Consider the following 13,649-nt stretch of genomic DNA (forward strand, 5'->3'; position numbering starts at 1 on the left):
GTCCCATTTGGAGGTTTCTTATGAAAAGAATTCAACTAATATTTTACATCATGCTATTATTTTTCATTGCTGGGTGTGCAGGCGGACAGACTGCAGGTGAAGAGAAGGAAGCGAAAGATGAAGGTCAAACAGAAGAGGAAAAAGTAAGAATTGTTGCAACAACTACTGCTATAGCAGAAGTGATGAACGAACTGGAGCTGGATTTAGTCGGAATACCTACCACTTCATTTCCACTACCTGAACGATATCAAGATGTTGTCGAGGTTGGAAATCCTATGAAGCCTGATATGGAGGTCATTAAAACATTAAATGCTGATAAGGTTTTATCAGTGACTACATTAGAATATGACTTGAAGGACTCGTTTGTAAATGCAGGAATTGAAACAGAATTTCTCAACTTTCAAAGTGTAGAAAGTATGATCACAACAATCAAGGAATTAGGAGGTACATATCATCGTGAAGCTCAAGCAGAAGCTCTATCTCAAAACGTTGAAAGTAAAATTGAAGAGATACAAGAAAAAACCGCACAATATCAATCTCCAAAAGTACTAATCTTACTCGGGATTCCTGGAAGCTACTTAGTGGCAACAGAAAACTCTTATGTAGGTAATTTAGTGAAGGTTGCTGGTGGTGAGAACGCAATTACTGGCTTTAACGAAGAATATATATCAGCAAATACAGAGTATTTACATGAAGCAGATGCTGATGTCATTTTGCGATTATCACATGGGATGCCCGATGAAGTAGTTGAAATGTTTAATAGTGAGTTCAAAGACAATAATATTTGGCAACATTTTAATGCAGTTAAAAATAATCGCGTATACGATCTGAGGGAACCTTTATTTGCCACAACCGCTAATTTGAATGTAACAAACGCACTTGATGAGCTTGTAGACATACTATACGTAGATTAAAAGGAAGAAGCTTATGAATAAAAAAAATTTCTATTTTGTAATCGTGACCATTCTTTTGTTAGTAGTGACGGGCTTTTCTGTTTTAAGTGGAAGTGTATCTGTCACGATCAAAGAATTAATAATGGACCTGTTTTATGGAGGAAATGAGGAAGTAGCTGTCATTCGCGATTTACGCTATCCCCGCATTATCGTTGCAATGTTTGCTGGTGCCGCCCTATCAGTAGCGGGTGTTCTGTTTCAATCAGTGATGAGGAATCCATTAGCTGATGCAGGGGTCATTGGGATTTCTGCCGGGGCGAGCTTCTTTTCTTTGTTTGGTATGTTGTTTCTTCCGGGCTTATATATAAGTGGGCCGTTATTTGCTTTCATTGGGGGAAGTATCGCTTGTTTTCTCGTTTATTCTATGAGCTGGAAATCAGGATTAAGTCCTTTACGTATTATCTTAACGGGTATTGCTGTTAGCGCAATGTTTACAGGATTAAGAGAAGCACTCTTAATGATCTGCAGTTATTTCAATATCGCCCTCGGTCCATCTAATAGCTCTACGTTAACAATGAAAACATGGGCAGAGGTTGAAATCATTGTCATGTACGGCATTCTTGGTCTCGTGCTAGCATTCTTAGTCAGTCCATGGTGTAATCTATTGGCATTGCAAGATAAAAAGGCTAAGAATTTAGGTATGAATGTCAATGTCTCAAGAATAATGATATCAGCCATCGCTGTACTTTTAGCTGCAGTTGCAACGTCTGTTGCCGGAGTCATTGTATTTGTTGGCTTACTCGTTCCTCATATTGCTAGGCAATTAATCGGTACGGATCATAAACGATTAATCCCATTTTCTGCTATTGCAGGTGCATTATTAATTTTGACGGCTGATACACTAGGTCGTACGCTAATCGCTCCACTAGAGATACCAGCTTCGACGATTATGGCTGTCATCGGTGGGCCGTTCTTAATATTTCTATTAAGAAAGAGTGATAAAGTTTATGGAATTTAAATCCATCCAATTTTCATACGATAAGGAAAAACAAATATTAAAAGACAATACTGGGGTTTTTCCAGCAGGGAAAATCTCTACCATTATAGGGCCTAACGGGTCCGGTAAATCAACGCTATTATCATTATTAGCAAGAGATGAAAAGTTGACAGCTGGATCGATAATGATCGATGGCAAACAAATACACCACTTTAAAGCAAAGGAGTTCGCAAAGTTAGTAGGAACAGTCTACCAGCAAAATGAAGCGCCGATAGATTTAACAGTAGAGAAGCTCATTGCTTTTGGTAGATTACCATATAAGCGAGCCTTTCAAAAGTTGTCCTTAGAGGATGAGGAAGTCATCGATTGGGCAATTTCATTAACCAAGCTTGAAGACAAACGAGAGCGGCAGTTGAATCAATTATCTGGCGGTGAACGGCAAAGAGTTTGGATAGCGATGGCGTTAGCGCAGAAAACAAAAATGCTTTTCCTTGATGAGCCAACAACGTATTTGGATATGTATTATCAGTTGGAATTATTAGAGCTGATTCAATTACTTAACCGAGAATACGGTTTAACGATTGTGATGGTTCTTCATGATATTAATCAGGCAGTACGCTATTCTGATCAGCTTATTGTCATGTGTGATGGTGAAATTGTTGCATCTGGTCTGCCCCCAGAAATCGTCAACGAATCCTTAATTAAAGATATATATGGCGTAGATGTTTGTGTAGAGCATAATATTCGTACGGGACTGTATTTAGTTCCTTTAGGAACATGACAATGAAAATGCTCAAAACATTAGTTAACCTTTTGGCTATTGGTGTTTTCCTCTATGCTGGTTCACAACTTTTTCTCATTTTTTATGACTATTATGAGAACAGGCAAAACATGAATAATGTGCAAGAGATTTATCGGGCAGATGAACATGAGCCAAATACGCAAACAACGGGATTAAGAGCGCAGTTTGAACCATTAAAAGAATTAAATGAAGATATTATAGGCTGGATTACGGTTGACGATACAGCGATTGATTATCCGATATTACAGACACGGGATAATGACTACTATTTAACAAGAAATTACTTGCGAGAAGAAACTAGAGCTGGAAGTATCTTCATGGATTATCGCAATAATATCAGCGATGAGGAGGATCTTAATACGGTCATATATGGACATCGAATGAAGGATGGTACAATGTTCGCTGGTTTGAAGAAGTATTTGGATTCATCTTTCTTTAATAAGCACCAAGTCATCTATTACGATACGCTTTATCAAGGCTATGATTTGGAAGTTTTCTCTGTTTATCAAACGAAGACTGATTTTTATTATATTGATACAGATTTTTCATCTGACAAAGAATATGGCGACTTTATTCATTCGCTAAAGGAAAAGTCTGTACATGAGACAGATGTGCAAATAACAGGAAATGATAGAATTGTCACCCTTTCAACTTGTGATTACTCTTTAGATCGAACAGAAGGAAGGCTAGTTGTCCATGCGAAGTTAGTAGAAAGGGGATAAAAAGTGATGAGAAAATGGTTAGGCGCTTTTTTGCTTGGCACATCCATTAGTTTAGTAGGCTGTGGTGTACAAGATACAGAACATGCGGTCTCCTCTTCAGTAGAATCGTCATATACAATAGAAGATTTTGCTGGTAGGGAAATCGGTTTTGTTGAGGAGCCGACTAAAATAGCCGCATTAAGCAATGGTGATGTCGATATTATTTATTCATTGGGAGAGAAGGTAGTTGGCAGACCGAATGCCGATACGTGGATTAAAGAAGCCGAGGGAGAACAACAAATTGGCTCCACACATGAAGTTAATTTAGAAAGAATAGCATTACTGAAACCTGACGTAATATTAGCCAATCGAACGTTGAATGAAAAAGATGTACCTTCATTGGAATCATTAGGAGCAGAAGTAATTTTAACAGAAGCTAATTCAATTGAAGACATAATGAATCAAATTTCACTTTATGGATCGATGTTAGATAAAGAAGAAGAGGCGAAGAGTGTAAGGTCAGATCTAGAAACGACGTTAAAAGAGGTAGAACAACCATCGACTGCAGTTCGCGTTTTACTTGTTTATGGTGCGCCAGGAACATATATGGCCGCTCTACCGAATTCCTTAAGTGGGGATATCCTAACATATGCAGGCGGTGAGAATATTGCTGCAGATTATCAAGCGTTAGAGAGTTTCCCACAATATGCGCAAATCAATACGGAGAGAATTATTGAAGCAAATCCTGACTTTGTCATGTTAATGACCCACGGGAATCCCGAAGAGGTGAGGGATGGGTTTATAAAAGAAATGCAACAAAATGCAGCTTGGAACTCTATTGAAGCTGTGAAAAACGGCAGAATTGAAGTGTTACCTGCTGACCTATTTGGTACAAATCCTGGCACAAGGGTTGTGGAAGCAGTCAGTTTTCTCTCAGAGAAGTTGAAAGTGAAGTGAACCATCATTGAATGTAGTAAAAAATAGGAAAGTCGTGTTGACTTTCGTGGTCCTAATTGTCCTTACACTACTATCTATCTATGCAGGTATTTCCTTCGGAGCTATTTCCATACCGTTAGTTGAAATCCTCCAAGCTTTTCAAGGAAATGGGGTGGAAATGTATCAGACGATTATATTCGATTTACGTTTACCAAGGGTACTAGTTGCTTTACTAGTGGGCGCATGTCTTGCTGCCTCGGGGGCTTTGTTGCAAGGTGTGATGAAAAATCCATTGGCAGACCCGGGGATTATTGGTGTTTCTGCTGGTGGCGGTTTACTTGCTGTCATAACGATGCTCGTTTTTCCTGCTTACAGCTATTTATTGCCGGCAGGTGCATTTATTGGCGCATTTCTAACAACGATACTCATCTATTTACTAGCATGGGAAAAAGGCGCTTCTCCAGTGAAAATTATTCTGGCAGGTGTAGCAATGAATGCCCTTTTAGGTGCGTTAATGAATGGTGTTATGGTCATTTATAGTGACCGCGTGCAAGCTGTTCTCTCGTGGTTATCTGGTGGCTTAAATGGGCGCAGTTGGTATCATCTTGAATTCATGTTGCCATATGCAGTTATTGGTCTACTGCTTTCTTTTTTTGCTATTAAGAAAGCGAATCTTATGCTTTTGGGTGACGAAACAATAAAACTACTTGGTCAAAATGTAGAGTGGGCAAGATTGCAAATGATATTACTGGCCTCTTTTTTAGCAGGAACCGCGGTCAGTGTTGGAGGGTTAATTGGTTTTGTTGGTCTAGTCGTACCTCATATGATTCGATTAATTATTGGTGAAGATTATCGCTATCTTTTACCATTTTCAATCCTAGGTGGAGCTAGTTTAGTAGCTTTTGCCGATACTGTAGCAAGAACATTGTTTGACCCAATTGAGTTACCTGTTGGGATATTGCTCGCTTGCATAGGTGCACCATTCTTTCTTTATTTATTAAGGAAGAGGAGGGTTTCTGCATGATAGATTTGCAGCAAGTCGCGTATAAGCAAGGGAATTTTCAATTAAAAGATATCCATCTGACATTTCCAACAGGGCAAATTACAGGGATTGTCGGACCGAACGGATCGGGTAAATCGACACTATTAAAATTGGTAGCGAAACTTATATCCGCTAACCGAGGAGATATTCTTATAAATCATGAGAGTATCAATAACTATACAAGAAAGAATTTAGCGAAAGAGTTAGCTATGCTCGTTCAGCTAAAGGAGGGGATGCCGGGGTTCTCAGTGCGACAAATGGTTGCGTATGGAAGAACACCTTATCAAAAAATGATGAAAAGTGAGAACGTAGAAGACAATGAAATCATTGATTGGGCAATGAAGGTAACTGGTATTACTCATATGAGCGATCGTCTTGTGCAAACATTATCGGGAGGAGAACAGCAACGTGTCCGCATTGCGATGGCACTTGCTCAAAAAACGAATATTTTGCTCTTGGATGAACCGACGACTTACTTGGATATCGGACACCAAATTGAACTGATGTCATTGCTAAAAGAACTGAATCAACAGTTTAAAATGACCATTGTCATGGTACTTCATGAGCTCCAATATGCAGCGATGTATTGTGATTCAATGGTAGTTCTGCAAGGAGGGGAAATTGTCGCAACCGGTCTCCCCAAGGAAATCCTAAATGCAGAATTACTTAAAAAAGTATATAAACTTGATGCTGATGTAATATTTGATGGTAAAGTGCCATTAATTAAACCAAATCAATTTTAAGGGGGAACCTGAGATGTATATTGTAACAAATACTGTTCACCTTCAACCAGGAAATGCTGATATGTTTGTTGAGAGATTTAATCGAGAAGGTAAGGTAGAAACGATGCCGGGCTTCGTTGGTTTAGAAGTTATGTTAACGGAAAATACGAAAGAGTATGAAGAAATAACTATTGTTACAAGATGGGAAGATCCAACAGGCTTTAAAGGATGGATGAAAAGTCGAGAATTTAAAGATGCCCATAGAGGCGGAATCCCTGAATTTATTATTAAAAACAAAACGACTTATTATCAAGTAAAGTTACGTCGCAAGCCAAGGATAGAGACAGAAAGCTCTGTCGGGTAAATGTACTTAGTTCCTTACAAAAAGATTGTAAAGACATCCTATTTGGGGGTGTCTTTTTTTGAATGTTGAAATAATCAATAGAGTATAGACAATAAGCGTTTAAAGAGGGGGCAAACTGATTAGAAATCGGTGTATCATCATAAAGAAACTAAGTTTTCTTTAAACATCATAATAAGAAAAAATGTACATTATTTGAGCTGTTCTTTTTCTTGCCCATCATACTTGTCCACGACCTGAATGGTGAGGTTATTTTCTCCTTTGTCATATCCTTTGAGGTTACCATTTCATAATCAGTCCATTATTCAATGGTGAAAGGATGATGAGTAGGTTTGCGTTAACATTCAATGTATACGTCTCCATTAGGGGAAACAATCGTTGGCTTATGGACTTTCCTTTTAACAAGGGTCTAATGCTTGTTGTATCTACCCTGAATTCAGGTCCCATTTAACTATAATAAGGGGATTTCTTGGACAAACAATTTCATTTAAGATATGCGTCTTGATTATCCTATGTATCAGAAAATGTATAAAAGTCAAGTCTTGAAAAAGAACGTATGTTCCCTTAAGTTTGTATCTAAAGAACTTATAAATGAATGATAATCTTTTGAAAGTAGGTAGTATACAGTGAAGCTTGACACACCCAAGATCCCTGAAGATCTAACTGAAAAGAGATTTACAGATATATTTTACGAAGAAGATCCGGAATTTGAAATGTGTATGGTTACCGATTCAGAATTTGCCAACGAAGTACTTGATCGAGTGAGACTATATAAAACAGTGATTAGGAATTGTAATTTCACAAATACGGATTTTAGGCGAATTGACCTTACTGATGTACGCTTTGAGAATTGTGATTTATCCAATGCTAATTTGGGTAATGCCTCCATGAATCGAGTTGAGTTTCTTAATTGTAAGTTACTTGGCAGCAGCTTAACAAAGTCTTATATCGGTAATACAAGATTTATGGAATCAATTCTTAATATGGTTACGTTCGGTGACTCAAAACTTGAAAAGGTGATTTTTGATAATGCTGCGTTAAAAAATGCTGACCTTTTTGCCTGTAAGCTTAAAAAAGTAGAATTTCTGTCATGCAACCTTAATGGGGCAAACTTTGATGAGACACCATTAAAAGGAATTGATATTAGCTCATCCGATTTTGATTCTTTAACTGTTTCAATAGAAAACTTAAGAGGGTGTATAGTATCAACGTCTCAAGCGATACAATTTGCTTCGTTATTAGGTCTAAAAATCCGACAGTAACGTCCCCTTTAACTTCGTAATTTGATTTTAATGGCACAAAATGACTTATGAAAGCTTTATTTATCATAAAAGGCAAACAAATTTTGATGATATTTATGCAAAGTTTCTTTTTGCCAACATGTAGTAATATTTTAAATGAGAGGTTGAAATAGATGTCAAATTATCAAGTCATTGATTTAGAAAGTTTTCCAAGAAGAAATTATTATGAGTATTTTATGGCGACAGACACAACCTTTGAAATGACAGTAAAAATTGATGTTTCGCGAGCAGTTGAAAAATGCAAAGACGAATCTATAAGTTTTTATGCTTACTCCATTTTTAATTTAACTAAATCGGTTAACAAGATTCCGAATTTGAGGTATGCCCACAAAAATCAGCAATTAGTAGAATGGCAAGAATTAGTGCCAACGTTTACGAACTTTAATCAAGAAACAGAGTTATTTTATAGTTTATGGTTGGAAGAATTAACAGATTATAAATCAGTTGACTGTGAGTACAAAAAGCTTATAAAAGACTATGCAAACACAACAGATATCGCACCAATGGAAGATGTCCCACCAAATGTGGTGAACATTTCATCGATTCCTTGGATGCATTTTGAACATTTTTCATCTCACGCAGGAGCTATTAAAAATAATTTAACACCAATGATTACTATTGGAAAGTATGAAAAGGTAGGTTCACAGTTGCTACTGCCGGTGAATATTAAAGTTCATCATGCGACAGTAGATGGTTATCATGTATCGCTTTTTTTTGATATACTGCAACGTGAAATGAAGCGTTAACTTTTAGCGCTCTCACTATAATCGTTTTTTGAAAATGTTTCTAAGAATAGAAACTTTAAATATTCATTTTGGTTAGCTTGATGGCTATGAGGGAGAATCGCATAAAAACTTCAAGAATACGATAGAGGCCCAATTATGGGAGATGAACATTAGAAAATCACCAAACTTTATTATGAAAATTAAACAACGTTTAATATTTCACATAGAAAATTGAAGTAGAACTTGTGGAAGCAAATACTCTTTTAGAGATGAGTGACATTATAATAGTTGAAAGGATATAAAAAAGAGAAGGTCTGTTAATCTTCTCTTTTTTGTTACTTTTATTCTTCATTTATTTTTACTAAGACCTTACTGATGCACACCGTGATTTACTTTGGAATAATAAATTTAGTCAAACAATCACCTTTGAATATCTATATAAGCTAATTGGACATGGGTTAGATCAATAAAAGTTTAGATGTTGATTGTGGCTTTAGTCATTTTAGGGGGGAATTAACAAAAAGAAGATTTATTATACAATCTACCGGATTAGATATCATTAAGAATTTTATTAGAATCTCTAGATGAAATATCCGAATAGTCATTTTATCTACATAATCCAGGGAAGATGTACGACATATAGCACTCCTAAAATAATTTTACGCAGCCAACATCTACAACACATTTGCCACTATTGAGACTATGCCAACAATAAGAACATTGAGTAGAAGGTATTTTATCTTTACCTACTGTAATGATAGGTACTGGTGGAGTAGAGTTTCTAAAAAAAATAAGAATACTTGTTAGAACCAAAATGATAAAAACTAGACTTCCAAAAAAGCCACTTCAAATAAGTCCCCTCTAATAATACTTTTTTCATTAGACGACCCAATTCGTATTTCGTTACAGCCAACGACATTTCTTTGTGACTCTTTCGTAGTTTCTAGAAATTAAAATAGAATGAGTAGATTTAAGGAGAAAAAAACGTAAAAAAATTATGCAATTTATTGGCAATTAGTTTATTATGAGTATGTAAGGTATTTGACCCTGTACCAAAAGAATCAGTACTAGCAGCTGGTTATAGTATTAGTGGATCATACGGCAGGAGAACTTACCTTATATGTGCCATCATCTTATGAAGGGAGTGATTAAGTTCCGTTAATGGTGATGTTGCATGACTGCACGCAAGCTGTTAGTCAATTTGCGACATGTTAAAATGAATGCGCTTTCATAAGGGGTTTTCTCGTTTTATATCCTAATAAAAGTGCTTCTGCTAATAACAATAATTGTTGGAATTGGTTTGAAGAGATGGCGGGCCTAGTATCTTTGCAGGAAAGAAATGCGCCAATATTTTTTCGAGTTATAACAAAGTCTATAGGGTTATCAGCTGGAAAAGGGATGCTATTTTAGAGGCAACTTATCCAGAAGTGTTTTGTTGGTACGGGTTTAGAATATAAAGCAGAGAAGAATATCGGTAATTGGAATCACTTCGAACAAAACAGAGTGGAGAGCGGTTTTACAAACCAAATGAAACAGAAAAAATTAAGTGCCTGACGGTTAAACTTACAAGGTTGAAAAATATAAGACTACTGAAAATGAGGTTCTTTTGCTCAAGGTAACTATTCAAAAGTTTTTGTAGGGAGCTCGTTGCGGATGGGGGAGGGGGGAGTAACAATAAAAGTGGTTGGCAAGTGGATGTATAACGGCACGTATCGAGGCATCCTTTCATTTGATACAACAAGTGTACACAAAGGTTACCACATAGCGAAAACTCGAGTGTGCCTAAGCAATGACAGAGGGGTGTACCATAGCTTAGATTAGATTTAAAAGTAGGGATATTGGATTATGCCATGAATTAATATACAACGGTTACGGCGTCTAATATAGGACAAGCTACTATCCAACAAGGTTCCTACGTAGATTATTCCAAGCAGTTATTAACTGTAGAAGATTACTACAGAAAAAGTACAACTTCGCTTAAAAGCGAACGCACGGCAGGATTCAATACAAACGATGTAGAATGGTATGTTGGGAAAAGGGTATCCATTAGCTGATCATTTTTATTCAATAGTGGTAGTAATATACATTAAATTAATTGAAAATTTATAATAATTAATTATATATTAATTGTAGTTCCAATTTCATGGAATTCATTCTATTTTTTAGTGTCAGATAACATAAATTTTTGGAAAATAATAAAAAGTTCTTGTCTCCTTAGTATTATATGTATATAATTTAATGAACCAAAGCACAAAAGCATAAAAGCGATAAAGTGAAGGAGATGAATGAATAGTGAAAAAGAAAAATAGGTGGAAAACATTATCGACAGCTGGATTATTAAGTGCATTAATATTGGCAGGATGCGGAAACTCTGAAGAAACAACGAATGAGGCAAGTGGAGAAAGCGGTGAGAAAAGCTATCAAGTCGGTATCACGCAAATCGCTGAACATCCAAGTTTAGATGCAGCATCTGTTGGCTTTCAACAAGCATTGAAGGATGAGGGATTAGAAGTAGAATTTGATACACAAGTTGCACAAGGGGATCAAAATAATAATCAATCGATTGCGAACAACTTTGTAAGTGATCAGGTGGATTTAATCTTTGCTAACTCTACACCAAGTGCACTAGGTGCATTAAATGCTACAAAGGATATTCCGATTGTGTTTACTTCTGTAACAGATGCTGTTGGTGGCGGACTTGTTGATTCTATGGAAGCACCTGGCGGAAATATTACAGGCACATTAGATAATCACCCAGATGCCATACCGAATACAGTAGAATTCATAAACAAATATTTTGATATTGAAACAATTGGCGTTGTGTATAATTCGGGTGAAGCCAACTCTGTATCGCAAATTGAGACAGTGAAAGAAGTTATAGAAGGAACAGGATTGAAATTAGCTGAAGCAACTGTTTCAACATCAGCTGAAGTAAAACAAGCTACAGAATCATTAGTCGGTAAAGCAGATGTCCTTTATATCATTACAGATAATACAGTAGTAACAGCTCTAGAGTCAGTCGTTCAAGTGGCAACAGATAAGAAAATTCCACTTTTTGTTGGTGAATTAGATTCTGTCGCTCGTGGCGGATTTGCTGCATACGGGTTTGATTATAATGATATCGGTTATGAAGCAGGTGTGATGGCAGCAGAAATATTAAAAGGTGAGAAAGAAGCAGGCGAAATGGATGTACAATATCCACAAAATCTAAAGCTTGTTATAAATAAGGAAGCGGCTGAAGCAATGGGTGTTGAACTAAATCCTGAATGGGAAGAATCTGCGGAATTTATTGAATAATGACAGGTATCTTAATCAGCACGACAGATGAAAGGGAGAGAGCATAATGCCTTCAGCAATATTTGGCTCCATTGAAGCAGGTGCAATTTATGCATTAATGGCGTTAGGTGTATATTTATCTTTTAGAGTATTAGATTTTCCTGATTTAACTGTTGATGGTAGTTTTGTCACTGGTGGAGCAGTTGCTGCCGTTTTAATTGTAGGAGGAACGAATCCATTCTTAGCAACAATTTTAGCTTTCGTTGCCGGTTTCCTAGCTGGCAGCGTGACAGGATTACTTCACACAAAAGGAAAGATCAATCCTTTATTATCAGGGATTATCATGATGATTGCTTTGTACTCTATTAATCTACGCATTATGGGTAAGTCGAATATCCCACTATTATCAGAGGAAACCGTCATTACAAAACTAACTGATTTTTGGCAAGGATTAGGTTTAGATAACGCCTTAGCTTTCATTGGCTTTGTGCCAAAAACATGGGCAATCTTAATTCTCATGCTGATATTGGCTCTTTTTGTCAAAGTAATTATTGATTGGTTCTTGAAAACTGATATTGGTCTGGCCATTCGAGCAACAGGTAATAATGAAACGATGATTCGTAGCTTTTCAGCGAATACAGATACATTAAAAATATTAGGTCTAGGGCTATCTAACGGTTTGGTAGCTTTATCAGGTGGCTTAGTGGCACAATACAATGGTTTCAGTGATGTCGGCATGGGTATAGGCATGATTGTTATTGGGCTTGCTTCTGTTATTATCGGCGAAGCGATTTTTGGTGCAAAAACAATTGTTCGAGCAACATTAGCTGTTATCGGTGGGGCGATTCTGTATCGTATTATTGTTACATTAGCGCTACGCGTGGAGTTCTTAGAAACGGGAGATATGAAATTAATTACGGCATTGATTGTCGTCTTCGCGCTTGTACTACCGAAGATTCTTGAGAAGCAAAAAGAGAGACAACGAAAGAAAAAACGAATGCTTCAAGCAGGAATGGAATAAGTAGAAGAGAGGGGTGACGACATGCTTGAATTAAATCAGATTCATAAAATCTTCAATGAAGGCACACCAGATGAGAAGATTGCACTAACACAGATGAATCTCGATCTTCATCAAGGCGATTTTATGACGGTCATTGGTAGTAATGGGGCAGGAAAATCTACTTTAATGAACATTATCTCAGGGAAGTTAATACCGGATGTCGGTCAAATAATTATTGATAGAAAAAATGTATCGAATGTAAAGGAAAATAAACGGGCACGTCTAATAGGGCGCGTATTCCAAGACCCAATGGCAGGGACTGCACCTGCAATGACGATCGAAGAGAACTTAGCCATTGCCTACACAAGAACGAGATCACGCGGCTTGCATATAGGCGTTTCGAAGAAAAGAAAATTGTTTTTTCAAGAAAAATTAGAGATGCTTCATTTAGGTTTGGAAAACAGACTGCAAGCAAAAGTAGGTTTATTATCAGGTGGTGAGAGGCAGGCATTGTCTCTTTTGATGGCAACCTTCACAGAACCTAAAATCCTTTTATTGGATGAGCATACGGCCGCTTTAGATCCATCCCGGGCAGAATTGATTACGAATTTAACGAAAGAAATTGTTGCTAAATACCAATTAACGACATTAATGGTAACTCATAATATGCAGCAAGCGATCGATCTAGGAAATCGGTTAATTATGATGGATAAAGGCCAGATTATTTTTTCTGCGGATGAGAAGCAAAAATCGCAGCTTACGGTTGAAAAATTATTAAATGAATTTCAACAAATTCGTGGTGAAAAAATGAACAGTGACCGTGCAATACTTGCATAAATGAAGATTTTAGTGTGAGAAAGAGTCCGTTAGTGGACTCTTTTTTTTGTGGTGGG

The 13,649-nt window shown here is 36.9% G+C and carries 13 protein-coding genes; all 13 read left to right on the forward strand.

Going from position 1 to position 13,649, the window contains the following annotated elements; translation table 11 throughout:
• The first annotated feature begins 20 nt into the window (after positions 1–20).
• The 13 genes from isdE to MKY26_RS02095 all read left to right on the forward strand — a co-directional run bounded on the left by isdE (position 21) and on the right by MKY26_RS02095 (position 13,593).
• Positions 21–914, forward strand: a complete 894-nt coding sequence (gene isdE / locus MKY26_RS02035; RefSeq protein ID WP_095369884.1) for a heme ABC transporter substrate-binding protein IsdE — start codon at positions 21–23, stop codon at positions 912–914.
• A gap of 13 nt (positions 915–927) precedes the next feature.
• A complete protein-coding gene (locus tag MKY26_RS02040; RefSeq protein ID WP_095369883.1) occupies positions 928–1,911 on the forward strand; it encodes a FecCD family ABC transporter permease in 984 nt (327 codons plus the stop codon).
• Positions 1,901–2,671 carry an ABC transporter ATP-binding protein gene (locus MKY26_RS02045; RefSeq protein ID WP_095369882.1) on the forward strand — a complete coding sequence of 257 codons (771 nt, stop codon included), beginning with the start codon at positions 1,901–1,903 and terminating at the stop codon, positions 2,669–2,671. Before MKY26_RS02040 ends, MKY26_RS02045 begins: the two co-directional genes overlap by 11 nt.
• Before the next feature lie 2 nt (positions 2,672–2,673).
• A complete protein-coding gene (srtB, locus tag MKY26_RS02050) occupies positions 2,674–3,414 on the forward strand; it encodes a class B sortase (RefSeq protein ID WP_233435273.1) in 741 nt (246 codons plus the stop codon).
• Between the two features lie 6 nt (positions 3,415–3,420).
• Entirely contained in the window at positions 3,421–4,350 is a 930-nt protein-coding gene (locus tag MKY26_RS02055) for an ABC transporter substrate-binding protein (RefSeq protein WP_095369880.1), read from the forward strand.
• A 37-nt stretch (positions 4,351–4,387) separates the two neighbouring features.
• On the forward strand, positions 4,388–5,353 hold the full coding sequence (locus tag MKY26_RS02060) for a FecCD family ABC transporter permease (RefSeq protein ID WP_322909144.1): 966 nt from the start codon (positions 4,388–4,390) through the stop codon (positions 5,351–5,353).
• Positions 5,350–6,114, forward strand: coding sequence for an ABC transporter ATP-binding protein (locus MKY26_RS02065; protein WP_095369878.1), 765 nt, complete (start codon positions 5,350–5,352; stop codon positions 6,112–6,114). The genes MKY26_RS02060 and MKY26_RS02065 overlap by 4 nt, the downstream gene beginning before the upstream one ends.
• A gap of 13 nt (positions 6,115–6,127) precedes the next feature.
• Positions 6,128–6,457 carry a heme oxygenase gene (gene isdG, locus MKY26_RS02070; RefSeq protein WP_341091930.1) on the forward strand — a complete coding sequence of 110 codons (330 nt, stop codon included), beginning with the start codon at positions 6,128–6,130 and terminating at the stop codon, positions 6,455–6,457.
• 623 nt (positions 6,458–7,080) lie between these two features.
• Positions 7,081–7,716 carry a pentapeptide repeat-containing protein gene (locus MKY26_RS02075; protein ID WP_095369876.1) on the forward strand — a complete coding sequence of 212 codons (636 nt, stop codon included), beginning with the start codon at positions 7,081–7,083 and terminating at the stop codon, positions 7,714–7,716.
• A gap of 152 nt (positions 7,717–7,868) precedes the next feature.
• Positions 7,869–8,501, forward strand: a complete 633-nt coding sequence (locus tag MKY26_RS02080; protein WP_095369875.1) for a CatA-like O-acetyltransferase — start codon at positions 7,869–7,871, stop codon at positions 8,499–8,501.
• A 2,268-nt stretch (positions 8,502–10,769) separates the two neighbouring features.
• Complete coding sequence (locus MKY26_RS02085) at positions 10,770–11,777, forward strand: ABC transporter substrate-binding protein (protein ID WP_095369874.1); 1,008 nt, start codon at positions 10,770–10,772, stop codon at positions 11,775–11,777.
• A 46-nt stretch (positions 11,778–11,823) separates the two neighbouring features.
• Positions 11,824–12,777: an ABC transporter permease gene (locus MKY26_RS02090; RefSeq protein WP_095369873.1), complete on the forward strand. Its 954-nt coding sequence runs from the start codon at positions 11,824–11,826 to the stop codon at positions 12,775–12,777.
• Between the two features lie 21 nt (positions 12,778–12,798).
• Positions 12,799–13,593 (forward strand): ABC transporter ATP-binding protein, encoded by a 795-nt coding sequence (locus MKY26_RS02095; protein WP_095369872.1) that lies wholly within the window; start codon positions 12,799–12,801, stop codon positions 13,591–13,593.
• The last annotated feature ends 56 nt before the right edge of the window (positions 13,594–13,649 follow it).

This window comes from Cytobacillus sp. FSL R7-0680 (assembly GCF_038009245.1).
Lineage (GTDB): Bacteria > Bacillota > Bacilli > Bacillales > Cytobacillaceae > Cytobacillus > Cytobacillus kochii.

Excerpts from the sequence above, each read along its gene's own strand:
- isdE (WP_095369884.1), top strand. The coding sequence starts at position 21 with ATGAAAAGAATTCAACTAATATTTTACATCATGCTATTATTTTTCATT.
- MKY26_RS02040 (WP_095369883.1), top strand. The coding sequence starts at position 928 with ATGAATAAAAAAAATTTCTATTTTGTAATCGTGACCATTCTTTTGTTA.
- MKY26_RS02045 (WP_095369882.1), top strand. The coding sequence starts at position 1,901 with ATGGAATTTAAATCCATCCAATTTTCATACGATAAGGAAAAACAAATA.
- srtB (WP_233435273.1), top strand. The coding sequence starts at position 2,674 with ATGAAAATGCTCAAAACATTAGTTAACCTTTTGGCTATTGGTGTTTTC.
- MKY26_RS02055 (WP_095369880.1), top strand. The coding sequence starts at position 3,421 with ATGAGAAAATGGTTAGGCGCTTTTTTGCTTGGCACATCCATTAGTTTA.
- MKY26_RS02065 (WP_095369878.1), top strand. The coding sequence starts at position 5,350 with ATGATAGATTTGCAGCAAGTCGCGTATAAGCAAGGGAATTTTCAATTA.
- isdG (WP_341091930.1), top strand. The coding sequence starts at position 6,128 with ATGTATATTGTAACAAATACTGTTCACCTTCAACCAGGAAATGCTGAT.
- MKY26_RS02080 (WP_095369875.1), top strand. The coding sequence starts at position 7,869 with ATGTCAAATTATCAAGTCATTGATTTAGAAAGTTTTCCAAGAAGAAAT.
- MKY26_RS02090 (WP_095369873.1), top strand. The coding sequence starts at position 11,824 with ATGCCTTCAGCAATATTTGGCTCCATTGAAGCAGGTGCAATTTATGCA.
- MKY26_RS02095 (WP_095369872.1), top strand. The coding sequence starts at position 12,799 with ATGCTTGAATTAAATCAGATTCATAAAATCTTCAATGAAGGCACACCA.